The 26,828-nt window shown below is 71.5% G+C and carries 22 protein-coding genes; 7 read left to right on the top strand and 15 right to left on the bottom strand.

The features are described from left to right. The first annotated feature begins 194 nt into the window (after positions 1-194). On the top strand, positions 195-3,008 hold the full coding sequence (locus ACWD26_RS23315; RefSeq protein WP_451272987.1) for a penicillin acylase family protein: 2,814 nt from the start codon (positions 195-197) through the stop codon (positions 3,006-3,008). A 20-nt stretch (positions 3,009-3,028) separates the two neighbouring features. On the opposite strand, the gene ACWD26_RS23320 is transcribed toward ACWD26_RS23315, so the two are convergent. Both ACWD26_RS23320 and ACWD26_RS23325 read right to left on the bottom strand, forming a co-directional pair. Continuing rightward, positions 3,029-4,348: a serine-threonine protein kinase gene (locus ACWD26_RS23320; RefSeq protein WP_451272989.1), complete on the bottom strand. Its 1,320-nt coding sequence runs from the start codon at positions 4,346-4,348 to the stop codon at positions 3,029-3,031. 124 nt (positions 4,349-4,472) lie between these two features. Beyond that, positions 4,473-5,732, bottom strand: coding sequence for an exo-beta-N-acetylmuramidase NamZ family protein (locus tag ACWD26_RS23325; RefSeq protein WP_451272991.1), 1,260 nt, complete (start codon positions 5,730-5,732; stop codon positions 4,473-4,475). Between the two features lie 216 nt (positions 5,733-5,948). Here ACWD26_RS23325 and ACWD26_RS23330 point away from each other — a divergent pair, with 216 nt between their 5' ends. Together ACWD26_RS23330 and ACWD26_RS23335 are read left to right on the top strand one after the other, a co-directional pair. Then, positions 5,949-6,710 carry an SDR family oxidoreductase gene (locus ACWD26_RS23330; protein WP_451272993.1) on the top strand — a complete coding sequence of 254 codons (762 nt, stop codon included), beginning with the start codon at positions 5,949-5,951 and terminating at the stop codon, positions 6,708-6,710. A gap of 138 nt (positions 6,711-6,848) precedes the next feature. Further along, entirely contained in the window at positions 6,849-7,442 is a 594-nt protein-coding gene (locus ACWD26_RS23335; protein WP_451272995.1) for a TetR/AcrR family transcriptional regulator, read from the top strand. A 237-nt stretch (positions 7,443-7,679) separates the two neighbouring features. Here the strand turns inward: ACWD26_RS23335 and ACWD26_RS23340 are convergent, their stop codons facing one another. The 8 genes from ACWD26_RS23340 to ACWD26_RS23375 form a co-directional block, all read right to left on the bottom strand. Then, positions 7,680-8,903: an acyl-CoA dehydrogenase family protein gene (locus ACWD26_RS23340; RefSeq protein WP_451272997.1), complete on the bottom strand. Its 1,224-nt coding sequence runs from the start codon at positions 8,901-8,903 to the stop codon at positions 7,680-7,682. 6 nt (positions 8,904-8,909) lie between these two features. Beyond that, positions 8,910-9,944: a phosphotransferase family protein gene (locus ACWD26_RS23345; protein ID WP_451273186.1), complete on the bottom strand. Its 1,035-nt coding sequence runs from the start codon at positions 9,942-9,944 to the stop codon at positions 8,910-8,912. Between the two features lie 159 nt (positions 9,945-10,103). Further along, positions 10,104-11,015 carry an MBL fold metallo-hydrolase gene (locus ACWD26_RS23350; protein WP_451272999.1) on the bottom strand — a complete coding sequence of 304 codons (912 nt, stop codon included), beginning with the start codon at positions 11,013-11,015 and terminating at the stop codon, positions 10,104-10,106. Positions 11,016-11,142: 127 nt separating this feature from the next. Next, the gene (locus ACWD26_RS23355) at positions 11,143-11,439 is read right to left on the bottom strand and encodes a hypothetical protein (RefSeq protein ID WP_451273001.1); all 297 of its coding nucleotides are present in this window, start codon (positions 11,437-11,439) and stop codon (positions 11,143-11,145) included. Positions 11,440-11,564: 125 nt separating this feature from the next. Further along, complete coding sequence (locus tag ACWD26_RS23360; RefSeq protein WP_451273003.1) at positions 11,565-11,948, bottom strand: DUF202 domain-containing protein; 384 nt, start codon at positions 11,946-11,948, stop codon at positions 11,565-11,567. Beyond that, the gene (locus tag ACWD26_RS23365) at positions 11,945-12,337 is read right to left on the bottom strand and encodes a YidH family protein (protein WP_451273005.1); all 393 of its coding nucleotides are present in this window, start codon (positions 12,335-12,337) and stop codon (positions 11,945-11,947) included. Before ACWD26_RS23365 ends, ACWD26_RS23360 begins: the two co-directional genes overlap by 4 nt. Positions 12,338-12,388: 51 nt before the next feature. Next, positions 12,389-12,904, bottom strand: a complete 516-nt coding sequence (locus ACWD26_RS23370) for an NUDIX hydrolase (protein WP_451273007.1) — start codon at positions 12,902-12,904, stop codon at positions 12,389-12,391. 397 nt (positions 12,905-13,301) lie between these two features. After that, the gene (locus ACWD26_RS23375; protein ID WP_451273009.1) at positions 13,302-14,198 is read right to left on the bottom strand and encodes a DMT family transporter; all 897 of its coding nucleotides are present in this window, start codon (positions 14,196-14,198) and stop codon (positions 13,302-13,304) included. Between the two features lie 244 nt (positions 14,199-14,442). Here ACWD26_RS23375 and ACWD26_RS23380 point away from each other — a divergent pair, with 244 nt between their 5' ends. The 3 genes from ACWD26_RS23380 (at position 14,443) to ACWD26_RS23390 (ending at position 17,605) form a co-directional block, all read left to right on the top strand. Next, positions 14,443-16,098 carry an FAD-binding dehydrogenase gene (locus tag ACWD26_RS23380; RefSeq protein WP_451273011.1) on the top strand — a complete coding sequence of 552 codons (1,656 nt, stop codon included), beginning with the start codon at positions 14,443-14,445 and terminating at the stop codon, positions 16,096-16,098. Between the two features lie 132 nt (positions 16,099-16,230). After that, the gene (locus ACWD26_RS23385; protein WP_451273013.1) at positions 16,231-16,998 is read left to right on the top strand and encodes a molybdopterin-dependent oxidoreductase; all 768 of its coding nucleotides are present in this window, start codon (positions 16,231-16,233) and stop codon (positions 16,996-16,998) included. Further along, on the top strand, positions 16,982-17,605 hold the full coding sequence (locus tag ACWD26_RS23390; protein ID WP_451273015.1) for a cytochrome b/b6 domain-containing protein: 624 nt from the start codon (positions 16,982-16,984) through the stop codon (positions 17,603-17,605). The genes ACWD26_RS23385 and ACWD26_RS23390 overlap by 17 nt, the downstream gene beginning before the upstream one ends. Before the next feature lie 278 nt (positions 17,606-17,883). On the opposite strand, the gene ACWD26_RS23395 is transcribed toward ACWD26_RS23390, so the two are convergent. Together ACWD26_RS23395 and ACWD26_RS23400 are read right to left on the bottom strand one after the other, a co-directional pair. Then, positions 17,884-19,281, bottom strand: a complete 1,398-nt coding sequence (locus ACWD26_RS23395) for a GntP family permease (protein ID WP_451273017.1) — start codon at positions 19,279-19,281, stop codon at positions 17,884-17,886. Between the two features lie 98 nt (positions 19,282-19,379). Further along, positions 19,380-19,898: a gluconokinase gene (locus tag ACWD26_RS23400; RefSeq protein WP_451273019.1), complete on the bottom strand. Its 519-nt coding sequence runs from the start codon at positions 19,896-19,898 to the stop codon at positions 19,380-19,382. 143 nt (positions 19,899-20,041) lie between these two features. On the opposite strand from ACWD26_RS23400, the gene ACWD26_RS23405 reads away from it, so the two are divergent. Further along, complete coding sequence (locus ACWD26_RS23405) at positions 20,042-20,767, top strand: FadR/GntR family transcriptional regulator (protein ID WP_451273021.1); 726 nt, start codon at positions 20,042-20,044, stop codon at positions 20,765-20,767. Positions 20,768-20,791: 24 nt separating this feature from the next. Here the strand turns inward: ACWD26_RS23405 and ACWD26_RS23410 are convergent, their stop codons facing one another. The 3 genes from ACWD26_RS23410 to ACWD26_RS23420 form a co-directional block, all read right to left on the bottom strand. After that, complete coding sequence (locus ACWD26_RS23410; RefSeq protein WP_451273023.1) at positions 20,792-21,262, bottom strand: YchJ family protein; 471 nt, start codon at positions 21,260-21,262, stop codon at positions 20,792-20,794. A gap of 31 nt (positions 21,263-21,293) precedes the next feature. After that, complete coding sequence (locus ACWD26_RS23415; protein ID WP_451273025.1) at positions 21,294-22,682, bottom strand: M1 family metallopeptidase; 1,389 nt, start codon at positions 22,680-22,682, stop codon at positions 21,294-21,296. Positions 22,683-22,747: 65 nt separating this feature from the next. Further along, entirely contained in the window at positions 22,748-26,614 is a 3,867-nt protein-coding gene (locus ACWD26_RS23420; protein WP_451273027.1) for a Pls/PosA family non-ribosomal peptide synthetase, read from the bottom strand. Positions 26,615-26,828: the final 214 nt, after the last annotated feature.

Raw genomic sequence — 26,828 nt, forward strand, 5'->3', positions numbered from 1 at the left:
TTCCTGCCTACGCCTGACTGTCTCTGGCTTCTTCTTGATACTTCTTCTTGGGCTTACGACTACTTCTGAGTACCTGTTCACGCTGTGAGTCACCCGTCCCGTGGCGGTGTTCCCAAAAACGTGACGCACGTTCATCTTCAAAGCCGGGGATACCGGCGGTAACATCCGGCCCACCCCCGTCGGGAGGAGCTGCCATGCCCTGGCGCACCCCACGCACCTCACGCAACGCACCGGACAGACTGAGAACTCCCCGTAGATACCCGGAGTTCCTCAAGGCCGCCTCCATATGCGCACTCGTTGCCGGTCTTTTGTCGCCTCTTTCCCCGGCTGCCCCGGCTGCGGCCGCCGACACCGAGGCCGTCGAGGCGGCAGCGGTGACGGACCACTGCGGCGGCCAGTGCTCCGACATCCTGCCGCCCGGCCAGAACGGCAACGCCACCCTCGCCCAGATCCTCCTCAACCAGGCCTTCGGCACCATGCCGGAGAACGCGAGCAACCAACTCGGGCCCTACAACAACCTGGCGACCGGCTACTCCGGGCTCACCAACGCCACCATCAACACCTTCTTCAACGACGCCTCCTTCGGCGTCGCCTCCGACCAGGTCGCCTCCACCCTGAAGCCGGCCGGCCGCACCGACGTCACGATCGTCCGCGACAAGAAGACCGGCGTCCCGCACATCACCGGAACCACCCGCTACGGCACCGAGTTCGGCGCGGGCTACGCCGCTGCCCAGGACCGGCTGTGGCTGATGGACGTCTTCCGGCACGTCGGACGGGGCAAGCTGACCCCGTTCGCGGGCGGCGCCGCGTCCAACCAGGGCCTTGAACAGGAGTTCTGGCGCCACGCCCCGTACACCGAGGCCGACCTGCAGGCCCAGATCGACAAGGCGGTGGCCGCGAACGGCGAACGCGGGCAGCTGGCCCTCGCCGACGTCAACGCCTACGTCGCCGGCATCAACGCCTACATCGACGCCTCCGACAGCGGCCGCTACTTCCCCGGCGAGTACGTCCTGACCGGCCACAAGGACTCCGTCACCAACGCCGGCACCATCGAGAAGTTCAAGCCCACCGACCTGGTCGCGCTGGCCTCCGTCATCGGCGCCCTCTTCGGCTCCGGAGGCGGCGGCGAGGTCAACAACGCCCTGTCCCTGCTGGCCGCCCAGGAGAAGTACGGCGTCACCGAGGGCACCGAGGTCTGGGAGTCCTTCCGCGAGCGCAACGACCCCGAGGCCGCCCTCACCGTCCACGACGGCAGCTTCCCGTACGCCACCAAGCCCGCCGACCCCAAGGGCATGGCCCTGCCCGACGACGGCACGGTCACCGAGGAGCCGCTCGTCCACGACCGCACCGGCAGCGCGGCCACGGCAGCCTCCACGAGCGTCTCCTCCGCGGCCACCCGCAGCGCCCTCGGCTCCGCCCGGCGCGGCATGTCCAACGCCCTGGTCGTCAGCGGCGAGCACACCGCGAGCGGCCACCCCATCGCCGTCTTCGGCCCCCAGACCGGCTACTTCGCACCCCAACTCCTCATGCTCCAGGAGATCCAGGGCCCGGGCATCAGTGCCCGCGGCGCCTCCTTCGCGGGTCTGAGCATGTACGTCGAACTCGGCCGGGGCCAGGACTACGCCTGGAGCGCCACCACCTCCGGCCAGGACATCATCGACTCCTACGCCGTGGAGCTGTGCCAGGACGACGTCCACTACCTGTACCGCGGCACCTGCACGCCGATGGAGAAGGTCGAGCAGACCAACGCCTGGAAGCCCAGCACCGCCGACTCCACCTCGGCCGGCTCGTACCGTATGCAGGTCTGGCGCACCAAGTACGGCCCCGTCACGCACCGCGCCACGGTCGACGGCAAGAAGGTCGCCTACACCACCCTGCGCTCGTCGTACCTGAACGAGGCCGAGTCGATCATCGGCTTCCAGATGCTGAACGACCCCGACTACGTCAAGGGCCCGCAGGACTTCCAGAAGGCCGTCCAGCACATCAACTACACCTTCAACTGGTTCTACGCCGACTCGGAACACACCGCGTACTACAACAGCGGCGACAACCCGGTGCGCGCCACGGGCGTCGACCCCGAGTTCCCGGTCTGGGCTCAGGCGGCGTACGAGTGGCGGAACTGGAACCCGGCCACCAACACCGCCGACTACACCCCGCCCGCCGAGCACCCCAACTCCATCGACCAGGAGTACTACATCTCCTGGAACAACAAGCAGGCCAAGGACTACACCACCGCCCCGTGGGGCAACGGCTCCGTCCACCGCGGCAATCTGCTCGACGACCGGGTCAAGCGCCTGGTCGCGGCCGGCGGCGTCACCAGGGCCTCGCTCACCAAGGCCATGGCCGAGGCGGGCCTCGCCGACCTCAGGGCCGAGGACGTCGTGCCGGACCTGCTCAAGGTCATCAACAGCAGCACGGTCACCGACTCCGCGGCAGCCGCGGCGGTCAGCAAGCTGCAGACCTGGGTGTCGTCGGGCTCGAAGCGGACGGAGACGGCCGCCGGTTCCAAGACCTACGCCAACGCCGAGGCGATCCGCATCCTGGACGCCTGGTGGCCCCTGCTGGTGAAGGCCCAGTTCGAACCCGGCCTCGGCACCGACCTGTACACCGCCATCACCGCCAACCTCCCCATCGACGAGTCCCCGTCGGCCGCGCACGGCCCGACCGGCTCCCACGCCGGCAGCTCCTTCCAGTACGGCTGGTGGAGCTACGTCGACAAGGACCTCCGCTCGGTGCTGGGTGAGACGGTGCGGGGCCCGCTGGCGAACGAGTACTGCGGCGGCGGCAGCCTCAGCGCCTGCCGCACCCTCCTGATCAACACCCTCAAGGAGGCCGCCGGCAAGACCGCCGCGCAGGTCTACCCGGGCGACGCGAACTGCTCGGCCGGCGACCAGTGGTGCGCCGACTCGATCATCCAGCAGACCCTGGGAGGCATCAAGCACAACAAGATCAGCTGGCAGAACCGCCCGACCTACCAGCAGGTCGTGGAGTTCACCTCGCACAGGTGACGGCAGGCGGCGGGCCGGTCTCAGACGACTCGGCCCGCCGCCAGCACCACCCGGGCCAGCTCCTCGTGGCAGATGTCGCTGTGGGCGCCGGACGGCGCGCCGCCGCGTCTCACCACCGCCGCGGCGTCGACGTTCACGCAGCCGGACGAGGGCAGATGGGCCTTGAGGGCGTCGGCGAGCCTGAACGACCGGGTGCCCGCGACGGCCTGGATGCCGCCGTAACCGAGTGCGCCCCACTTGGCGCCCAGGAGACTGTTCACGCTCAGACCGAGCACCGTTCGCGCGTCGCCCGCCATCCGGGAGGCCAGCGGGTAGATGGTGCCGAGCGCCGAGTCGTGCTTGGAGTGGCAGCACACCAACGGGCCGTCGATCCGCTTCTGTTGGCCGTTCAGCACACCGCTCGCGCGGCTGTCGTGCGGGAGCCGGGCGGCGAACGCGTAGTGCGAGAAGGCAGCCTGAAGGAGCGTCACCGACTTCACCGTGCGCACGCCCTCCGGCAGACCGCGCAGCGCGAACGACACCAGGCGGGCCCCGAAGCTGTGCCCGACGAGGTGCACACGTACCTTCGGCGCCGTCCGGGCGAGCTGCCCGAGCAGCCGCCCCAGCCCCCGCTCGCCGACCGTCCCCGCCCGGCGTTTCATCGCGAAGTACGTGGCCTGGCGCAGGAGTTCATGAGCGCCGTCCCAGGCCTGGGGCGGGGTGACGGCGGCCCCGGTCATCACCCCCGCGGTCTCGACCTCCGCCAGTGCCGCCGCGAAGTCCGCGCACACCGTCACCGCGTCCCCGCACAGCATCCCGGGCGTGCCCTCCGGCACCCCCTCCGCGATCGTGTCCGCGGTGAACGCGCCCTGCGGCCCCTGCGGCGGCACCTCCACCAGCAGCCGTACGAGCCGCCCGAACTCCTCCAACGAGGCACCCTCGTCCGGGCGTTGGTCGAGCAGCCGCGCCAGTTGTTCGACGACGGTGGCCCGTCCGGGGAAGACCTCGAGGAGCGCGTGCCGGGTGTGCTTGTCCAGCGCGGGACGGCTGGGCGCCACGGCAGGGACCGGCTTGAAGTCCGGGATCGGCTCGTCCGAGAACCGCATCGAGGGCCACAGCACCCCCACGTACCCCAGCTTCGCCTTCGGCGCGAGCGTCGGGAAGGGAGCGAGGAAGCGACTGTAGAGCCGGGTCGCGCCGGACCGGTCGCTGTTCCAGCCGTGCGCGAAGACGACCAGATCCACGACCCCGCGCCTGCCGACCCCCTCCAGCAGGCGGTCCCGCTGACCGGTGTCCACGTCCCCGTCCGCGTCGAAGGTCAGCTCCCAGTAGGGAGTCACGCTCATTTCCGGATCCGCCATGACGAGCCCCCTTCGGCCCCCGTTGGAGATGCGCTCAGGCGCATGGTCCTGCCAACGGCGACGGATGGCCATACGTCACGTACGTATGCCCTCGCTACCGGCGGGGCGGCTACCGGCTGGGCGGCTACCGGTACAGCAGGTACTCCGCGCGCACCGCGCGGAACGCGGCCAGTTCCTCCTGCCAGCCCGCCACGACCTCGTCCGTGTCCGCACCCGCGTCGATCATCGTCCGCACCCGCGCCGACCCGGTCAGCTTGTCGATCCAGTTGTCCGGACGCCAGGCGAAGCCGCTCCACACCTTCCTGGCGGTGACGAGGAGACCGATCCCGGTGCGCACGGGGTCGTACGCCGCCCGGTCGTGGACATGGATCTGCACACCCCCGATGGTCTTGCCCTGGAACTTGGAGAACGTCGGCGCGAAGTACGCCTCCCTGAAGTGGGCGCCCGGCAGCCCGAGCTCGTTCACCGCTTCCGCCCACCGCCGGTCCACGCCGTCCGCGCCGAGCAGTTCGAAAGGCCGCGTGGTGCCGCGCCCCTCCGACAGGTTCGTCCCCTCGAAGAGACAGGTCCCGGAGTACACGAGCGCCGTGTCCGGCGTCGGCATGTTCGGGCTCGGCGGCACCCAGGGCAGCCCCGAGTCGTCGTAGAACCGCGACCGCTTCCACCCCGACATCAGCACGGTCTCCAGCGGTACGGGCGTGGTGAGGAACTCCCCGTTGAACAACCGCGCCAGCTCCGCCACCGTCATCCCGTGCGCCTGCGAGACGGGCTGCCGCCCGACGAACGTCGCGAACTCCTTGTGCAGGACGGGCCCTTGGGCGCTGCGCCCGGTCACCGGGTTCGGCCGGTCGAGCACAACGAACCGCTTCCCGGCCGACTGGGCGGCCTCCATGCAGTCGTACAGCGTCCAGATGTACGTGTAGAAGCGGGCGCCGACGTCCTGGATGTCGAAGACGACCGTGTCCACTCCGGAGGCGGTGAAGATGTCCGCGAGGGCCCGGCCGCTCTTGAGGTAGGTGTCGTAGACGGGCAGTCCCGTCGCCGGGTCGTCGTGGCGGCCCTCGGAGCCGCCGGCCTGGGCGGTGCCCCGGAAGCCGTGCTCGGGGCCGAAGACGGCCCTGAGGTCCACGCGGTCGTCGACGTGCATCACGTCGACGATGTGGCGGGCCTCTCCGGTGACGCCGGTGGGGTTGGTGACGATGCCGACTTTCTGGCCGCCGAGAAGCTTGTAGCCGTCCTGTGCGAGGCGCTCGAAGCCGGTGCGGAGCCGTTGCCCCGGGCGGGCCGCCTCGGCCGGGGGAGCGGCGGTGAGGCCGGCTGTGGCGGCGGTGGAGGCGGTCACCGCGGTGGAGGCGGCGAGGAACGTGCGGCGGGAGAGGCGCATGGGGGTGACCTCCGGATCGCGGGTGCGGGAAGCGGCGTACAGGCAAGCTAAGCGCTTCCGCGGGTGGTTTGTAATCCGCGGCGCGGTTGTGGCTGGTCGCGCGGTCGCCCCCGCACCCATGAAAAGCCGGTGGCACCCTTCTCGGCGACATACCGACCGGTTAGTCTGGGCGCGGAGTGAGTCGATCGTGGTACGTCGTGTCGAAGGAGACCGGTCGTGGATGTCGTACGTGGTGCGGGAGTCGTCGTCACAGGGGCCGGGGGTGGGATCGGGGCGGCCCTGGCCCGGCGGTTCGCGGCCGAGGGTGCCCGGGTCGTGGTGAACGACCTCGACGGCGACCGGGCGAAGGCCGTGGCCGACGAGATCGGCGGGATCCCCGTCCCCGGGGACGCCTCGGCGATCGTCTCCACGGCGCGTGACGCGCTGGGCGGGACCGTGGACGTGTACTGCGCGAACGCCGGGCTCGCCTCGGGAGGGACGGAAGCGGCCGACGAGAAGGTCTGGGCGCTCGCCTGGGACGTGAACGTGATGGCGCATGTGCGGGCGGCGCACGAACTGCTGCCGGCGTGGCTGGAGCGGGGCAGCGGGCGTTTCGTCTCCACGGTCTCGGCGGCGGGCCTGCTGACGATGATCGGCGCGGCCCCCTACAGCGTCACCAAGCACGGGGCGTACGCCTTCGCCGAATGGTTGTCCCTCACCTACCGGCACCGGGGCGTCAAGGTCCACGCGATCTGCCCGCAGGGAGTGCGCACCGACATGCTCACCGCCTCCGGCAGCGCGGGCGACCTGGTGCTCGCACCGACCGCGATCGACCCGGAGGACGTGGCCGACGCGCTCTTCGAAGGCATGGAGAAGGACCGTTTCCTGATCCTGCCGCACCCCGAGGTGGCAGGTTTCTACCAGGCGCGGGCCGCCGACCCCGACCGCTGGCTGACGAACATGAACCACATCCAGCAGAAGTGGGAGACGACCGGCTGATCGCCCTGCCCGGCGGACGGGGGACCGAGAATGCGATGATCCTCCGACGGGAGCGCCCGATTCCGGCCGGATGGAACCGATCGGCGCCGGCGGACGACCAGTAGGCGACAACAGAACCTCGGAAGGCAGGTGGCGGCAGTGCCCAGGACGACGGACGGTGACGGTACTCCCGTCCCGCAGCGGCTGCTGGCCGCCGCCACCCGGCTCTTCGCCGAGCAGGGCTACGATCGCACCTCCGTGCAGGAGATCGTCGAGGCGGCCGGTGTCACCAAGGGCGCGCTGTACCACTACTTCGGCTCCAAGGACGACCTGCTGCACGAGGTGTACGCGCGTGTGCTGCGCATCCAGCAGGAGCGGCTGGACGCGTTCGCGGACGCCGACGCGCCGGTGGAGGAGCGGCTGCGGGGGGCCGCCGCGGACGTCGTCGTCACCACGATCGACAACCTCGACGACGCGATGATCTTCTTCCGCTCCATGCACCATCTGAGCCCAGAGAAGAACAAGCAGGTCCGCGCGGAACGCCGCCGCTACCACGAACGCTTCCGCGCGCTCATCGAAGAGGGCCAGGAGTCGGGCGTCTTCTCCAAGGCGACCCCGGCCGACCTGGTCGTCGACTACCACTTCGGCTCGGTCCACCACCTGTCGACCTGGTACCGCCCGGGCGGCCCGATGACCCCCCAGGAGGTCGCGGACCATTTGGCGGACCTGCTGCTGCGCGCGCTGCGGCCGTAGGGGTGCGTTCAGGTCCTGGGCGCCCAATAGCTCGGGGGTGCCTGTGGGTTGGCGGGTGCGGGTGCGTGGGGGCTGGTCGCGCAGTTCCCCGCGCCCCTCAAAAAGCAGGGGCTGCGCCCCGTGCTTTTTGCCCTGAGGGCCGGAGGCCCGAAAGGGGCGCGGGGAACTGCGCGAGAAGCCCCACGCACCCGCACCCGCCGACGAAACGCGCATCCCCGAGCTATAAGGCGCCCGGCCTCACACGTACCGCTTCAGCTCCCGCCGAGCCAACGACCGCTGATGCACCTCGTCCGGCCCGTCCGCGATCATCAGCGTCCGCGCCCCCGCGTACAGCTCGGCCAGCGGGAAGTCCTGACTCACACCCCCCGCACCGTGCAACTGGATCGCCCGGTCGATGATGTCCACGACCGTCCGAGGCGTCGCGATCTTGATCGCCTGGATCTCGGTGTGGGCACCCTTGTTGCCCACCGTGTCCATCATCCACGCCGTCTTCAGCACGAGCAGCCGCAACTGCTCCACGGCGACCCGCGCGTCGGCGATCCAGTTGTGCACGACCCCCTGCTGGGCCAGCGCCCTGCCGAAGGCCTCGCGCGCCACCGCCCGCCGGCACATCAGCTCGATCGCCCGCTCGGCCATCCCGATGAGCCTCATGCAGTGGTGGATACGGCCGGGGCCGAGCCGCGCCTGCGCGATGGCGAAACCGCCGCCCTCCTCGCCGATCAGGTTCGACGTCGGCACCCGCGCACCGTCGAAGATCACCTCGGCGTGGCCGCCGTGGTAGTGGTCCTCGTACCCGAAGACCCGCATCGCCCGCTTCACCGTGACACCCGGAGTGTCACGCGGGACGAGGACCATCGACTGCTGACGACGGACATCGGCCGCACCCGGATCCGTCTTGCCCATCACGATGAAGATCTGGCAGTCCGGGTTCATGGCCCCGGAGATGTACCACTTGCGGCCGTTGACGACGTACTCGTCCGTGCCGTCGGGGGCTCGCTCGATCAGCGTGGTGATGTTGGTGGCGTCCGACGAGGCCACCTCCGGCTCGGTCATCGCGAAGGCCGACCGGATCTCACCGGCGAGCAGCGGCTGAAGCCACTGCTTCTTCTGCGCCTCGTCGCCGAACTGGGTCAGCACCTCCATGTTGCCCGTGTCGGGCGCCGCGCAGTTCAGCGCGGTCGGCGCCAGCTGCGGGGACCGCCCGGTGATCTCGGCGAGCGGCGCGTACTGGAGGTTGGTGAGCCCGGCACCGTACTCGGAGTCGGGCAGGAAGAGGTTCCACAGGCCCTGCCTGCGGGCCTCGGCCTTCAGCTCCTCCACCACGGCCGGTGTGTCCCACGGCGAGGCGAGCTCGGCCCGCTGCTCCTCGGCCACGGCTTCCGCCGGGTAGACGTACTCGTCCATGAAGGCGAGGAGCCTGGCGCGCAGCTCCTCCGTACGGGCGTCGAATGCGAAGTCCATGCTGGGTCAGCCTTCCTGGGTGCCGGCGCGGAGAGTCGTCAGGCCGTGTTCGATGAAGACGGGGACCAGGTCGCCGATGCGGTCGAAGCCGCGGCCGACCGTCTGGCCGAGTGTGTACCGGTAGTGGATGCCCTCAAGGATCACGGCGAGCTTGAACCACGCGAACGCCGTGTACCAGGACACCGAGGAGACGTCCCGGCCCGAGCGCGCCGCGTACCGCTCGACGATCTCGGCCGGATCGGGGTGCCCGGCGGCCGCCGCGGTCGTGGAGACGGGCGAGTCGGGCATGGCGAGCGGCACGCTGTACATCACCAGCAGGCCCAGGTCGGTGAGCGGATCGCCGAGCGTGGACATCTCCCAGTCGAGGATGGCCTTGATCCGGTCGTCGTCGCCCAGCAGTACGTTGTCGAGCCGGTAGTCGCCGTGCACGACCGTGGGGGCGGGGGAGTGCGGCAGCTGTCGCCCGAGGGCCGCGTGCAGCTCGTCGATGCCGGTCAGCTCGCGGTTGCGGGACGCGTCCAACTGCTTGCCCCAGCGCCGCAGTTGCCGGTCCAGGAAGCCCTCCGGGCGCCCGAAGTCGGCGAGGCCCACCTCGGCCGGGTCCACCGCGTGCAGTTCGACCAGGGTGTCGACCAGGCCCAGCACGGCGGCCCGGGTGCGCTCCGGGCCCAGCGGGGCCAGCTGCTCGGCGGTGCGGTACGGGGTGCCCTCGACGAAGTCCATGACGTAGAAGGGCGCGCCGAGCACCTCCTCGTCCTCGCAGAGCAGCACAGGACGCGGCACGGGCACGTCCGTCGGGTGCAGTGCGCTGATCACACGGTGCTCGCGCCTCATGTCGTGCGCGGTCGCGAGCACATGGCCCAGCGGCGGCCGCCGTACGACCCACTTGGCGGTGCCGTCCGTGACCTCGTACGTCAGGTTCGACCGCCCGCCCTCGATCAGCCGGCCGGTGAGCGGGCCGCCCACGAGTCCGGGCCGCTCGGCGTCGAGCAGGGCGCGGAGCCGGTCGGGATCGAGACCTGGCGGGTGGTCTGGGTGCATCATCGCTCCTACGCGCGGTTTACCGGGACCCGACTCATGATGCCGACCGGTCGGTATGTCGTCCAGTGGGCAACGCCAAAGTGATCGGAGTCTCGACGGGATCCGGCCGGACGAGGCCGGATCCCGCAACGGCCGCCACGGGCTGCCGCGCGCGCCGTGTCACGCGTGGCAGGTCATCATCTCCCCGCCGTTGATGGTCGCCATGTCCATGAACCCGGCGAACGGGTCCACGCCCTCACCCTCGGGGTGCCCGTCCAGCTCGGCGTAGGCCCGGTGCAGGTTCGCCACCAGCCGCTCGCTCTCCGGCAGCGCCGCGTACTCCCCGAGATCGGTCTTCCGCGCCGCCTCCAGCGGGGTGAGCCCCGCCGCGTGCGACTTCTCGGCGACCTCGGCCACGAACCGCATGTACCGCTCCGCCTTGTCGAACGCCGACGGGTCGGTCACCGGCCCGTGCCCCGGTACGACGGTCTCGGCGCCCAGCTCGCGCAGCAGCGCCAGCGCCCGCAGCGAACCGCTCAGCGAGCCCATCAGGAAGAACGGCGTACCGCCCTCGAAGACGAGGTCCCCCGCGAACAGCACCCGCCGGTGCGGCAGCCAGACCACCGAGTCGCCGACCGTGTGCGAGATGCCGGGGTGGATGACCTGGGCCTCGATGTCGCCGACGTGGACGGTCATCCGGTCGTCGTACGTCAGGTCCGCGCCCTGGATGGCGACGTCCCCGAAGTCGGTCTGCGGCCACAGCAGATGGAGGTGCTGCCCGCCGGCCAGGGCCTCGCGGCGGCAGGCCGAGTGCGAGACGAGGGTGGCGGCCGGCGTGAAGAAGCCGTTGCCGTAGGTGTGGTCCCCGTGGTGGTGGGTGTTGACGAGGAAGCGGGGCCTCGGGACGCCGGTGGCGTCGAGCGCGGCGCCCAGTGCGCGGGTCCGGCGCTCCGTCGCCGCCGTGTCCACGAGCAGGGTCGTGGTCCCGTCGCTCACGAAGCCGGAGTTGTTCAGACACCACCCGCCGTCGGGCTGCACATACGCGTACACATCGCTCGCCAACTCGACGGTGTACGGCTCTCCTGCGGTCATGCTGACCCCTTCATCCCCGGATTCGTCGCCACCTGGTGGTCAGAGCCTGCCAGTCGGCGACGATCCGGTGGAATCCGGGGTGGACGGAAACGGCGCGGGCGGTGGTGCTACCGCCCGCCGCCGGCCCTCAGTGGTCGTCCCAGTGGCCGTCGTGCGCGGCGTGCCGGTGACCGTCATGCACATAGTCCACGTGGTCCCCGTGTGTGACCGCCCGGTGCCCGCAGTCCTCGCCGTGCTCGTGGGCGTGTGCGTCGTGCGCGGTGTGCCCGCTCGGCTCGCACTCGTCCCAGTGCCCGGAGTGCTCACGGTGCAGATGGCCGTCGTGCGCGTAGTCGGTGTGGTCGCCGTGCGGCACCGCGGTGTGTCCGCAGGCCGGGCCGTGGGCGTGGTCGTGGACGGGGTGTTCCTGGTGCAGGGTGGTCATCGTGCTCACCTTCGGTGGTGCGGGGGTGACATATCCAGGCTAGTCACAGAAACCCCAGTTGTTCCTTTTGGAAACCCCATGCGCGTGCCAAGGCCTGCCCCTGCTTCGGTCTGCTCGCTCGCGCGTCAGAACACCAGCGCCGCGCCGCACACCGCGAGGGCGACCGTGCACAGGACCGCCGCCGCGGCCGTCCGGGGTGCGAGGGCGGGCGGGCGAGCGGTCGCGAGGGCGCGGATACGGCGGTGGGCGAGTGCCAGGAAGCCCAGCCAGAGCACCGCGCACAGGGCGGCGGCCACCACCCCGGCCGTCGAAGGCCCCCCGTGCAGCGCGGACTTCGCGGCGAGCACGGCGATCACGGCGCCCGTGAGGGTCGTACGCCGCCACGCGAGCCGGGTGCGCTCGGGTTGGAGGCCGGGGTCACGGTCGGGAGGGCCGTCGTGCGCCGGGGGTGGTGCCGGCGGCGTGGGCGGTCCCGGGGGCGTGGGCGGTCCCGGGGGCGCGGGGCTCACCCCTCCCACCCGAGCAGGACGACCGCGACCATGGCGACGGCGACGACGGCGACGACCAGGCTGAGCAGCGCCGGGAAGCGGGACACCGGCAGATCCTCCCCGCGCCGCATCGCCCGCTCGCAGCGCACCCAGTGGTTGACCGCGCGCAACGCGCACAGCACCCCGGCGGCCAGCAGGGCGAGGGCGAGGCCGACGCGCCAGCCCCAGCGGAGGTCCGGCAGGAACTGGTCCACCGCGAAACCGCCGCCGACGAGCGCGAGCGAGGTGCGCAGCCAGGCCAGGAACGTCCGCTCGTTGGCCAGGGAGAACCGATAGTCCGGCGTCCGGCCGTCCTTCCGGACTTCCCCGGGGACGAACCACAGCCGGACGTTTCGTACAAATTCGATCACGCGCAGGACATTACCGGTCGGCTTCGGGGCGCAGGTCGCCCTCCCCGTGCCTCACCCCTCGGTCCCGTGTGCCCTCAGCCGCTCGTAGGCCGCCAGCCCGTCCGGCACCCACTCCCACTCGCCCAGCCGCCGCTCCACCTCGGCCTCCGTCAGGAACCCGTGCCAGGCGACCTCCTCCGCCTGCGGGTTCACCGGCAGCGCGCAGCGGACCTCGTACACGGCCGACCACCACGTCCGTCCGGCGCCGTCGTCGTACAGGAACTTGAAGAGCGGGGCGGGCCGGGGCAGCCCGGAGACGCCCAGTTCCTCCTCGGCCTCGCGGAGCGCCGCGGCGTCGTAGGACTCGCCCGCCCCGACGACCCCGCCCACGAACATGTCGTACAGCGACGGGAAGATCAGCTTCGTCGCCGTACGACGATGCACGAAGATCCGCCCCTCGGCGTCCCGCGCCAGCACGAACACGGCCCGATGACGCATCCCGCGCGCGTACACCTCCCCACGCGGGGCCTGCCCGATGACCTGGTCGCTCTCGTCCACGATGTCGAGGATCTCGTCGGCGGCGCTCATGGCCCCATCCAAGCAGGGGAGTGCGCCGAGCGTGTGGCCCGGCCGCGAGGTGAAGAGCCGGGGGCGCAGCCCCGGCTTTTGAGGGGCGCGGGGAACTGCGCGAGAAGCCCCACTCAGCCGCACCCGCCACGCCACCCGTATCCCCGAGCTCTCCCGCGTCCCCGGGCTTTTGAGGGGCGCGGGGAACTGCGCGAGAAGCCCCACTCAGCCGCACCCGCCACGCCACCCGTATCCCCGAGCTCTCCCGCGTCCCCCCGGCGGAGCCACCCCGCACTCGCCACGCCACCCGTATCCCCGAGCTCTCCCGCGTCCCCCCGGCGGAGCCACCCCGCACTCGCTACGCCACCCGCAACCCCCGAGCTCTCCCGCGTCCCCCGGCGGAGCCACCCCGCACTCGCTACGCCACCCCCACCCCCGCCCTCTCCCGCGTCCCCCCGGCGGAGCCGCACGGCATGGCCGGATGCATGCCGAGCAGCACCACCCCGACGACGACCCCCGCCAGCCCGGCCGCCTCCCACGCGAGCGCCCCCGCGTCCATCCGCAGCCGGTCCCCCAGGAACCCCACCCCGCACACGATCCCCGCCAGCGGCTGCGCGGCGGTCAGCGCGGGCAGCGACATCCGCAGCGGCGCCGTCTCGAACGCGCTCTGCACGAGCAGCAGCCCGGTCACCCCGAGAAGCACCACCCCGTACGGCTGCCATGTGGTGAACAGCCCGCCCCACCCGGCCTCGGCGAACCGCTGCCCGCTGACCCGGGTGAGCGCGTCCTGGACGCCGTAGAGCAGCCCGGCCGCGACCGCCAGGAGCACCGGCGCGGCGCTGAGCCGGGACCGCTTCGCGTACGCCGTGAGCAGGAGCGCGAGCCCCAGCATGACGCCGATGATCAGCCACTGCCGGACCGGGCCGCCGACCGCCGCACCGCCCTCCGGGCGCCCCGCGACGATGAAGGCGGTGACACCGCCCGCGAGCAGCACCAGCCCCGCCCAGCCCTGGCGGCCCAGCGGCTGCCGGGTCTGCCGGCGGGAGAGGGCGAGCGCGAAGAGGAGGTTGGTGGCGAGGAGCGGTTCCACGAGGGTCACCTCGCCGTGGCTGAGCGCGACCGCGCCGAGGGCCATGCCGCACACCATCAGCCCGATCCCGCCGAGCCAGCGCGGCACACGGATCAGGTCGAGGAGCAGCCGGGGCGAGAGGAAGTCGCCCAGCGGGGCGTGCGCGGCGGCCTGCTGCTGGAGCACGAAACCGAAGCCCAGACAGCAGGCGGCGCCCACGGCGAGGATCAGGACGAGAACCGACACGCTGGATACCTCGGATGATCGACAGGGGACATAACGGACAAGATGTCTGTCCACGGGACTCTAGCCACTTCGCCATGGGCTGTCCGTAAGAGGAGACACATCCGGGCAGTTGACTAGGTCACTTCCGTGCCGAAGGATCTGATGCCACAAAGCTGCTGACCGGCCAGTAACAAAGCGGGGGTCGTGCCTGGCCTGCTTCGGCACGCTCCCGCTGGCCTGACCCGTTCCCGAGAGGACGTCCTCCATGTCGTACGACGCAGATGTGATCGTGATCGGGGCGGGCCTCGCCGGGCTCGCGGCGACCGCGGAGCTCGTCGACGCCGGTCGCAAGGTGATCCTCCTCGACCAGGAGCCGGAGCAGTCGATCGGCGGCCAGGCGCACTGGTCCTTCGGCGGACTCTTCTTCGTCGACTCGCCCGAGCAACGCCGTCTGCGGATCAAGGACAGCCACGCCCTCGCCCTCCAGGACTGGATGGGCACGGCCGCCTTCGACCGCGAGGAGGACCACTGGCCGCGCAAGTGGGCCGAGGCGTACGTCGACTTCGCGGCCGGTGAGAAGCGGTCCTGGCTGTACCGGCAGGGCGTCCGGTTCTTCCCGGTGGTCGGCTGGGCCGAGCGCGGCGGCTACGACGCCAACGGGCACGGCAACTCCGTCCCCCGCTTCCACATCACCTGGGGCACCGGCCCCGGGCTCGTCGCGCCGTTCGAGCGGCGGGTGCGGGACGGTGTGGCGCGGGGGCTGGTCCAGCTGAAGTTCCGGCACCGCGTGACCGGGCTTTCCCGCAGCGCCGGGGCCGTGGACACCGTCACCGGCGAGATCCTCGAGCCCTCGAAGATCGAACGCGGCCAGGCCAGCAGCCGCAACGTCACCGGCGCCTTCGAACTGAAGGCCCAGGCCGTGATCGTCACCTCCGGCGGCATCGGCGGCAACCACGACCTCGTCCGCGCCAACTGGCCCGAGCGCCTCGGCAACCCCCCGGAAAAGATGATCTCCGGCGTGCCCGCGCACGTCGACGGCAAGATGCTCGCCATCGCCGAGGAGACGGGCGCGCACCTCATCAACCGCGACCGCATGTGGCACTACACCGAGGGCATCCAGAACTGGAACCCCATCTGGGAGAACCACGGCATCCGCGTCCTGCCCGGCCCGTCCTCGCTCTGGCTGGACGCCCGTGGCAAGCGGCTCCCGGTCCCGCTGTTCCCCGGCTTCGACACCCTCGGCACGCTGGAACACATCATGAGGACCGGCTACGACTACACGTGGTTCGTGCTCGACCAGAAGATCATCGGCAAGGAGTTCGCGCTCTCCGGCTCCGAGCAGAACCCCGACCTGACCGGCAAGTCCATCAAGGACGTGTTCATCCGGGCCCGTGCGGACGTCCCCGGCCCGGTGAAGGCCTTCATGGACCACGGCGTCGACTTCGTCGTGGAGAAGGACCTCGGCTCCCTGGTCCGGGGCATGAACGCGCTCACCAAGGAACCGCTGATCGACGAGGCCGAACTGCGCCGCGAGATCGTCTCCCGGGACCGCGAGGTCGCCAACCCCTTCACCAAGGACCTCCAGGTCATGGCGATCCGGGGCGCCCGCAACTACCTCGGCGACAAGCTCATCCGCACCGCCACCCCGCACCGCATCCTCGACCCCAAGGCGGGTCCGCTGATCGCCGTCCGCCTCAACATCCTGACCCGCAAGACCCTCGGCGGCCTGGAGACCGACCTCTCCTCCCGCGTCCTCACCGAGGGCGGCGACCCGCTGGAGGGCGTGTACGCGGCCGGCGAGGCGGCCGGCTTCGGCGGCGGTGGCGTCCACGGCTACCGCTCCCTGGAGGGCACGTTCCTCGGCGGCTGTCTGTTCTCCGGTCGTACGGCGGGTCGGGCGGCGGCGAAGGCGGTCCGCTGACCCGAGCGGTGCGACCACCCCGAGGGGCCGGTGGTCACGGAATTCTGCCGGTGGTCACGGAATTCTGACGGAACTCTGACGGACATCCGCGATCCCTGGCCCGACAGGGGTGGCGGATGTTCGAATCAGTGGGTGAACCCTGAACATCCCGAAGCGAGGGAAGCACCGCCGGACCACCCCGACGAGGGGGAACCGGAGCGCGGCGCCCCCATCGGCCGCCGCGTCCTTCTCGGCACCCTCGGACTCGGTGCCCTCGGCGTGGTCGCCGCGCCCGTCCTCCAGCGTGGCATGGAGGCGTTCCTCGGCGAGGCCGCCCAGAAGGACCCCACCGGCCTGACCGGCCTGCTCCCCAACGGCGGCGGCTTCCGCTACTACTCGGTGACGTCGTCCGTCCCCCGCAAGACCGCGAAGAACTACCGCCTCACCGTCGGCGGCCTGGTCGACAAGCCGGCGTCGTACACCCTCGCCGACCTGCGGGCACTCCCACAGACCCGGATGGTCAAGGACGTCCAGTGCGTCACGGGCTGGCGCGTCCCGGACACCCCGTTCGAGGGCGTACGCCTCTCCGTACTGCTCGACGCGGCCGGGGTGCGCTCCTCGGCGGGCGCGGTCCGCTTCACCTGCTTCGACGGGGCGTACAGCGAGAGCCTCACCCTGGAGCAGGCCCGCCGCGCGGACGTCCTGGTGGCCCTGCGCATGCAGGACAAGGACATCAGCCACAACCACGGCGGCCCGGTGCGGTTGTATGTCGCCCCCATGTACTTCTACAAGTCGGCCAAGTGGCTCTCCGGCATCGAGGTCACGGAGAAGGTCGAGCCCGGCTACTGGGAGGAGCGGGGCTACGACATCGACGCGTGGGTGGGCCGATCGAACGGGCGGGACGATGAACCAACGACTTGAGACGCCACCGGTCCGGGCCGAGCCCCGTGTCCGGCGCTTCACCCCCGCCGAACGCTGGATCCACCGCACGACGGCCGCGCTGATGGGCATCTGCGTGGCGACGGCGGCCTGTCTCTACCTCCCCGCCCTCGCCGAACTGGTCGGCCGCCGGGCCCTGGTGGTGACGGTCCACAAGTGGGCCGGCCTGCTGCTGCCGCTCCCGGTCCTGGCGGGCCTGGTCTCCCACGCCTTCCGCGCGGACGTCGGCCGTCTGAACCGCTGGGGCCCGCACGACCGCCTCTGGCTCCGCGCCGCCCGCCGCCGCGCACCCGGCCCGCGCCCCGCCGCCAAGTTCAACGCCGGCCAGAAGCTCTACGCCGCCTGGATCGCCGGCGCCACCCTCGTGATGCTCGCCACGGGCCTGATGATGTGGTTCACCCACCTCACCCCCCTGATGTGGCGCACCAGCGCGACCTTCGTCCACGACTGGCTGGCGTTGACGATCGGCATCGTCCTGGCCGGCCACATCGGCATGGCCCTGGGGGATCCGGAGTCCCGACGCGGCCTCCGCACGGGCCTGGTGAGCAGAGCTTGGGCAGACCGCGAACACCCCCTGTGGCGGCCGTAACACGAAGCCGCCCACCAGCCACCCGGTGAGCGCCCGGCCGGGAGCCGCACCAGGACCGCCGCCCGGCCACCCCCGGCTGAGCACCAGGCGGAAGCGCTGGCTCCGTCCCTCAGGCTCTCCTGAAACCCTGGCGGCGGAGACCCGGCCCGGTGGGCGCCCGCTGGGCGCCCGGCTGCCACCGCTGCCCGGCTGAGCGGCAGGCGGAAGCGCCGGCTTCGTGCCTCGGGCTGTCCTGAAATCCTGGCCCCCAGGCCGGCCCCTCTGCTCGCCCGCCAGCCCTAGATCACCAGCGACAACAGCAGCACGATCGCCCCCGCGACCACCGAGATGATCGTCTCCATCACCGACCAGGTCTTGATGGTCTGGCCGACGCTCATGCCGAAGTACTCCTTCACCATCCAGAACCCGGCGTCGTTGACGTGGCTGAAGAAGAGCGAGCCGGCGCCGATGGCCAGGACGAGGAGGGCCGTGTGGGTCGTCGACATGTCCGCGGCGAGCGGCGCCACTAGCCCCGCCGCCGAGATCGTGGCGACCGTCGCCGATCCCGTCGCCAGCCGGATCGCCACCGCGATCAGCCAGGCCAGGACGAGCGCGGGGATCGACCAGTCCTCGGAGATCTCAAGGATCATCTGCCCGACCCCGGAGTCGATCAACGTCTGCTTGAACCCGCCACCGGCACCGACGATCAGCAGGATGCCCGCGATCGGCGCGAGGGACGTCTCGACCGTGGACGACAGCCGCCCCTTGCTGAACCCGGCCGCCCGGCCGAGCGTGAACATGCCCACGAGCACCGCCGCGAGCAGCGCGATCAGCGGTGAGCCGACCACGTCGAAGACCCGCTGCACCATGTTCTCGGGATCGTCCACGACGATGTCCACGAGCGCCTTGGCCAGCATCAGCACCACCGGCAGCAGCACGGTCGCGATGGTCGCGCCGAACCCGGGCCGCTTCTCCAGCTCCTCCGTGGCCCGCACAGGGATCATCCGCTCGGGCACCGGAACGTCCACCCAGCGCGCCGCGTACTTCGAGAACAGCGGCCCGGCGATGACCACGGTCGGTATCGCGACGACCAGCCCCAGCGCCAGCGTCACGCCCAGGTTGGCCTTCACCGCGTCGATCGCGACCAGCGGACCGGGGTGCGGCGGGATCAGCCCGTGCATGACGGACAGGCCGGCGAGGGCCGGGATGCCGATGCGCATCAGCGAGTAGTTCCCGCGCTTGGCGACCATCAGCACCACCGGGATCAGCAGCACGATCCCGACCTCGAAGAACAACGGCAGCCCGATCACGGAGGCGATCAGCACCATCGCCCACGGCATCGCCCGCCCGCCGGCCCTCGCCAGAATCGTGTCGACGATCTGGTCGGCGCCCCCGGAGTCCGCCAGCAGCTTCCCGAGGATCGCACCCAGCGCGATGAGGACACCCACCCCGGCCACGGTGGACCCGAGCCCGGTGGTGAAGCTGGTGATCGCCTTGTCCAGCGGCGCCCCGGCGAACGCGCCGAGCGCGAGCGAGCCGATGGTCAGCGCCAGGAAGGCGTGCACCTTGAACCTGGTGATGAGTACGACGATGACGGCGATGCCCGCCAGTACGGCGATGCCCAGATGAGCGTGTCCCGCCGAGGTGATCGGCTCGACGGGATCCGCTGCCAGCAGCTCGACATTGAGTCTGGTCACGGTGAAGGAATCCTTGTGGGGAGGGGAGGGGAGGGGAGGGGAGGGGCAGGGAAGGCAGAGGGAAGACGCGGAGGGTCCGACGACGCCTACGGGGACGTCTACGACGACGTCAGGTCGAACTCCCGCAGCGCGGCGACCGCCCGCCCGGCGATCTCCTCGGGCTCGCCCGAGACGTCGACCGCGACGCCCGCCTCGTCAGCCTCCAGCGGCTGCAGCGTGGCGAACTGCGAGTCGAGCAGCGCCGTCGGCATGAAGTGCCCCTGCCGATGCGACATCCGGTCCTCGATGAGCGCACGGTCGCCGACGAGGTGCACGAAGACGAGCCCGGGCGCGGCCGCCCGCAACCGGTCCCGGTAGGCGCGCTTGAGCGCCGAGCAGCTGACCACACCGCCGAGTCCGGTCCGGTCGTGGGCCCACGCGCCGATGGCGTCCAGCCACGGCCCCCGGTCCGCGTCGTCCAGCGGTGTCCCGGCCGACATCTTGGCGATGTTGGCCAGGGGATGGAAGTCGTCGCCCTCGGCGTACGGAACGCCGAGCCGGGCCGCGAGCAGGGGACCGATGGTGGTCTTCCCGGTGCCTGCCACGCCCATCACCACGACGACATGGGGGGTACGCATCGCTACCTCACCGTCTTCGTCGACATCCGAGACGTCACCTGACGTCGACGACACTGAAACTCATTAGATACGATGAATTCAAGCCCCTGACCCAAATAAATCTGACTTTTTCTCGGCTCCCCCATCCTCGTACCCTGATCCCCATGACCACACCGGGCCGGGGGCTGCACGGCCGAGTACTGGAGACCCTCGGACCGGCGATCACGGCGGGCGAGTACCCGCCGGGGAGCGTGCTGCGCACGGACGAACTCGCCCAGACCTTCGAGGTGTCCCGCTCGGTGATGCGCGAGGCGGTCCGCGTACTGGAGTCCATGCACCTGGTCGAGTCCCGCCGCCGGGTCGGCGTGATCGTCCGCCCGTCCGTCGAGTGGAACGTCTACGACCCCCAGGTCATCCGCTGGCGGCTGGCCGGCGCCGACCGCCCCCGGCAACTGCGCTCCCTCACGGTCCTGCGCTCGGCCGTCGAACCGATCGCGGCGGGCCTCGCCGCCCACAACGCCACGGCCGAGCAGTGCGCCGAACTCACCGAGTGCGCGATCGGCATGGTCGCCCACTCACGCGGCCACAAGCTGGAGGGCTACCTCCACCACGACGTCGCCTTCCACCGCCTGATCCTCAACGCCTCCGGCAACGAGATGTTCGCCCGCCTCGGCGACGTCGTCGAGGAGGTCCTCGCCGGTCGTACCCACCACGCCGTCATGTTCGACGACCCCGACCCCGCCGCCGTGACCCTCCACGTCCAGGTGGCCGAGGCGATCCGGGAACACGACGCCCCCCGGGCCGAACGACTCACCCGGGAAATCACCGTGGGCGCCCTCCAGGAACTGGACATCCTGGCCCCCAACGGCCACTCCTCGGCCTCCGGCTGACCGGGGGTCCTCCGGAGAGGGGCCCTACTCCAGGAACTCCCCGTCCACATAGACCCAGGCCCCGTCCACCCGCTCGAACCGGCTGCGCTCATGCATCGAGCCGCCCCGGTACGAGGCGCGGAAGGTGACCGTGCCGGTGGTGTGGAAGGCCGTGCCGTCGCGGGTGTCGAGGATGTCGAGGCCGGTCCAGCGCATGGTCGTGTCGAAGTCGACGGTGGACGGCCGGGTCCGGGGATGCCAGGTCCGCAGCAGGTAGGCCTCGTCGCGCACGACGAAGGCGCTGTAGCGCGACCGCATCAGCGCCTCGGCGGTCGGCGCGGCGGCGGTGCCGGAGTGGAAACGGCCGCAGCAGGCCTCGTACGCCGCGGGGAGGCCGCACGGGCAGGTGCGAGGGGCCTGGGAGGAGGCTCGCGAGGAACCCGTCGAAGAGCCCTTCACCGAGCTCTTCACCGAACTCTTCGACCTGGCCTTGGAACCGCTGCGGCGCGACGACATGACAGCCATTGTGCCCGCCCCCGCCCGGACCCTACGCGGACCCCGCGTTCGACGGCGGATACGACGGCCGCGCGGGGAACCCGGGGCTCTGCGGCGAAGGTGACGGCAGCGGCGGCAGCGCGGCCTCGCGCAGCCACGCCGTGAACAGGTCGTCCAGCGGCCCGTCCGCGTACCGCGCCGCGTGTGCGGTGAAGGCCGTCGTCGTGACGGCGCCACCGCGGTGGACGGTCGCCCAGCCGCGCAGCATACGGAAGAACGCGTCGTCGCCGAGGGCGCAGCGGACGGCGTGCACGGCGAGGCCACCGCGCTCGTAGAGCCGGTCGTCGAACATCAGCTTGCGGCCCGGGTCGGCCAGCCGCAGATCCTGGGGGAGCGCGGCGAGCTTCCGGTGCGCGGCGGCGGCCAGTTGATGCGCCGTACGGCCACCGGAGCGCTCCGACCACAGCCACTCCGCGTACTTGGCGAACCCCTCGTTCAGCCAGATGTGCCGCCAGTCGGCGATGGACACACTGTTGCCGAACCACTGGTGCGCCAGCTCGTGCGCGACCAGCCGCTCCCAACCCCGCGCCCCGTCCACGTGGTTGGCACCGAACAGCGACAAGCCCTGTGCCTCGACCGGGACATCGAGCTCCTCCTCGGTCACCACCACCGCGTACTCCCCGAAGGGATACGGCCCGAACAGATCCTCGAACAACTCCATCATGGCGGGTTGACGCGCGAAGTCCCGCGAGAACTCGGTGAGCAGATGGGCCGGGATGTGCCCGTGCTGCGGCACACCACCGGGCCTGGGGTCGCCCAGCAGTACCGTCTGGTACCTGCCGATCGACAGACCGACCAGATAGCTCGATGTCGGCGCCGACTGCTCGTACACCCACGTCGTCGTCGACGCCTTCGCCGTACGGGTGAGCAGCCGCCCGCCCGCCACCACCTGGTACGCGGACGGCGTCGTGACCGAGATCTGGTACGAGGCCTTGTCGGCGGGCCGGTCGTTGCACGGATACCAGGACGGCGCCCCGACGGGCTGGCTCGCCACCAGCGCCCCGTCGGTCAGCTCCTCCCAACCGAGCCCGCCCCAGGGGCTGTTCACCGGCTTGGGATTGCCCGACCAGTGCACCTCGACCGTGAACGCGGCCCCCGGCCGGATCGGCTTCGCGGGCCGGATGCGCAGCCTGCCGCCCCGGTGCGTGTAGTGCGGCGCGCGGCCGTCGACGCGCACGCGTCCGATCTTGAAGTCGGCGAGGTTCAGCTGGAACTCGGTGAGCGCGGCCCGGCCCGCTATGGCGTTGAGCCGCGCGGTGCCCGACAGCCGGTTCGGCCCCGGCCGGTAGTCCACGGCGAGTTCGTACCGATGTACCCGGTAACGGGCGTCACCGTTCGCCGGGAAGTACGGGTCCGGACCCACTGACTGCTGAACCGCCACTGCCGCTTCTGCTCCCCGCTCTGCGCTCCTACGACGTCCATCGTCTCCCGACGCCGCAGCAGCGCCTAGCGGCGCCATGCCTCGATCGGGTTGCCCAGCCACCGGGTGTCGTCGGGAACGGACTCCGCGGCCATGACCAGCGACGCCGGACCCAGCGTGGTGCGGGCCCCGACCACACTGCCGGGCAGGACGATTCCGCCCGGGCCCAGGGTGGCGCCCTCACGGAGTTCAACAGTATCCGTCCGCAAGATCCGGTCGTGGAAGAGGTGGGTCTGGAGCACGCACCCCCGGTTCACCGCGGCCCCGTCACCGAGCACCACCAGGTCCGTTTCCGGCAGCCAGTAGCTCTCCACCCACACGCCCCGGCCGATCTTCGCCCCGAGCCCGCGCAGCCACACGTTCAGCACCGGCGTACCGGGCACCGCCCCGGCCAGCCACGGCACGGCCAGCACCTCCACGAAGGTGTCCGCCAGCTCGTTGCGCCACACGAAACCGCTCCACAGCGGATGCTCACCGCTCCGGTGCCGCCCCACGAGCAGCCACTTCGCGACGATCGAGAGCACACATCCCAGCGCCCCGACACCCAGCAGCACGACCCCGCCCAGCAGCCACGCCCAGCCGCCCAGCACACTCAGCGCCGCCACCGTCAGCAGCGCGAGGCCCGCCGAGCAGAACACCGGCACGATCCGGAACAACTCCACCAGGGCCCGCGCCCACAGCAGCCGCGCGGGCGGCTCATACGTCAGGCTCTGATCCCCGTCGGCCGTCGACCTGGGCAGCTTCACCGGCGGCAGCCCCAGATACGAGCTGCCCTTCTTCGCCTTCTTCGGCGTCGCCGACAGCACCCCCACCAGACCGCCGTCCGGCACGGAACGCCCCGGCGCGGTCATCCCGGAGTTCCCGAGGAACGCCCGGCGCCCGATCTCCGCCCGCCCGATCCGCAGCCAGCCGCCACCCAGCTCGTACGGCGCGGTCAGCGTGTCGTCCGCGAGGAACGCCCCGTCGCCGACCGTCGTCAGACTCGGCAGCGCGAGCACGGTCGACACCTCCGCGCCCCGCCCGATCCGCATCCCGAGCAGCCGCAGCCACACCGGCGTCACCAGTCCGGCGTACAGCGGGAACAGCGTCTGCCGCGACCGGTCCATCAGCTGCGTGACCGTCCACGCCTGCCACCCGACCCGGCTGTGCGTGGGATGCGTACCCTCCCGCAGCCCGAGACTCAGCAGCCGTACGGCCACGAGCAGCAGCAGCGCGTACGCCGCCCCGAACGCGAGCGTGGCCGGCACCAGCCCCAGCGCGGCACCCCGCAGCGCCCCGCCGAGCCCGGCGTCCGGGGCCACGAACAGGCTCAGCACGGCCAGCGCGGCGAGCCCGGCGAGCACCGGCAGCGCGGTCAGCCCGAACCCGGTCACGCCGTACGAGGCCCGCCAGAACAGACTGCTCCGCGGCCGCTCCTTGGGCCAGTTCCGCTTCGCCTTGCCCAGCTTGACCGCCGGCGCCCCGGCCCAGCGCTGCCCGGTGGGCACCTGACCCGCGACGGCCGACCCGGGCGCCACCTCGGCCCGCTTGCCGACCCGGGCCCCCGGCAGCAGCATGCTCCGCGTCCCGACCACCGCGCCGGCGCCCACCTTCACGGGTCCGATCTCCAGCCGGTCGCCGTCCAGCCAGTGCCCGGAGAGGTCCACCTCGGACTCCACGGCCGCACCCCGCCCGAGCTTGAGCATCCCGGTCACCGGCGGCAGCGCGTGCAGGTCGACATCGGCCCCGATCCTGGCGCCCAGCGCCCGCGCGTACCGCTCCAGCCAGACCCCGGTCAGCGAGGTCGCCCCGCTGAACTCGGCCAGCCGCTCGGCCGCCCACAACCGCAGATGCACACTCCCGCCGCGCGCGTACCGCCCCGGCTCGACCCCGCGCAGCAGCAGCCGTGCCCCGCCCGCCGCGATCGCCAGCCGTCCGGGCGGGGTGAAGAACAGCAACGCCCCGGCCGCCACGGCCCACCAGGGCGCGGTCGGCAGCCAGGCGTACGTCCCGAGCAGATTCCCCAGCGCGGCCAGCGGGACCACCCACCGCAGACCGAGCAGCGTGAACAGCGGCACCAGCAGCAGGAGCTGGACGAGCCGCGCCCGCACGGGCACGGGGGCCACGGCCCGCCGGGGGCCGTCCTCCTGGCCCGACTCCTCCAGATACCGGGCCAGCTTCCTCAGCGTCGGCCGCTGGTAGATGTCCACCACCGCGACGCTCGGATACCGGGTCCGCAGCCGGGTCGTCAGCTGCGCGGCTGCCAGACTGCCGCCGCCGATCGCGAAGAAGTCGTCGCCGGCGCCGCCGACCGGGATGCCCAGCACCTCGGCCCACTGCTCGGCGAGCCACGCCTCGGTGCCGTACAACTGCTCGGCCGGCCCGCCGGTCTCCAGGTCCTTGAGCGGCCACGGCAGCGCGTCCCGGTCGACCTTCCCGGACGTGCGCGTGGGCAGCTCCTCGACCGGCGCCAGCAGCGGCACCAACGCGGCCGGCAGCTCGGCCCGCAGCCTCTCCACGGCCGCCGCCTGGTCCCACCCCTCCTGGGTCACCACATACCCGACGAGCAGCTGGTTCCCGCTCCGCGCGGTCCGTACGGCGGCCGCGGCGCCGGCGACCCCGGGCAGGCCCTGCAACGCGGCGTCGACCTCACCCAGCTCGATGCGACGGCCGCCGAGCTTGATCTGCTCGTCGGCCCGCCCGAGGAAGACCAGTCCCTCCGGCTCGGCCTTCACCAGGTCACCGCTGCGGTAGGCGCGCTCCCAGCCCAGCGACTCCAGCGGCGCGTACTTCTCCGCGTCCTTCTCGGCGTCGAGATACCGCGCGAGCCCGACCCCGCCGATCACCAGCTGTCCGCTGCCGCCCATCGGCACGGGCTCCCCGGCCTCGTCGACGACGGCCAGCTCCCACCCGTTGAGAGGCAGCCCGATCCGAATCGGTTCCTCACCACTCATCAGCGAGGCACAGGCGACGACGGTCGCCTCGGTCGGCCCGTACGTGTTCCAGACCTCGCGCCCCTCGGTCACCAGCCGCTGCGCCAGCTCCGGCGGGCAGGCCTCACCGCCGAAGATCAGCAGCCGTACGTCGTTGAGGGTCTCGGGCTCCCACAGTGCGGCCAGCGTCGGCACGGTCGAGACGACGGTGATCTCCTGCTCGACCAGCCAGGGCCCCAGATCGGCACCGCTCCTGACCTGCGAGCGCGGAACCGGCACCAGACAGGCCCCGTACCGCCAGGCCAGCCACATCTCCTCGCAGGACGCGTCGAAGGCCACGGAGAGGCCGGCCATCACCCGGTCCCCGGGCCCGATCGGCTCCTCGGTGAGGAACAGCTCGGCCTCGGCGTCCACGAACGCGGCGGCGCTGCGGTGGCTCACGGCCACACCCTTGGGCTTGCCCGTGGACCCGGAGGTGAAGATGATCCACGCGTCGTGCCCGACCCCGGGCCGCGCGGCGGGGGAGTCGGACGCGCCGTCGACGGTGAACCGGTGCCCGGCCCCGATGACCGTCCGCACCCCCGCCTCCCCGAACACCAGCTCGGCCCGCTCGTCGGGGTCCTCGGCGTCGACGGGCACATAGGCGGCCCCGGCGGCCAGCACCGCGAGGATGGCGACATACAGGTCGTTGGTGCCCGACGGCACCCGCACCCCGACCCGGTCCCCGAGCCCCACGCCGGCGGCACCGAGCTTTTGCCGCAGGTTCTCGACCTCGACCGCCAGCGCGCGGTAGGTCAGCCGACGGGTCCCGTCGTCCAACGCGGGCTCGTCCGGATACGACCGTACGGACGCCTCGAAGATGTCGACCAGGGTGCGGGGTGGCGCCGCCGAACCGGCGGTGAAACGCGCCGACCCGTCGAATCCCTCCGTCAGCTCTCCGTCGAGCAGCGTGAGGTCGGGACTTTCGTATACGGCGGCCATCGGATCCTCGCCTCTTGTACCCGGTCGGTCCGGGGGCACCGGCGGGCCCGCAGGTCTGCCTGGGGATGTTTCCGTTCCGGTGCGAACAAGCCCCACACTCTAGTGCTCGGGTGACTACGGCCTGTCGTGTCGGCCAAGCGGAGGCATCCGCCGGGCGGCCCGCAGGGGTGGGAGCGAGGTTCGTGACCTGGGCTTTTCCCCGCCAGGGGAGACG

This window comes from Streptomyces sp. NPDC002787, from assembly GCF_053592095.1.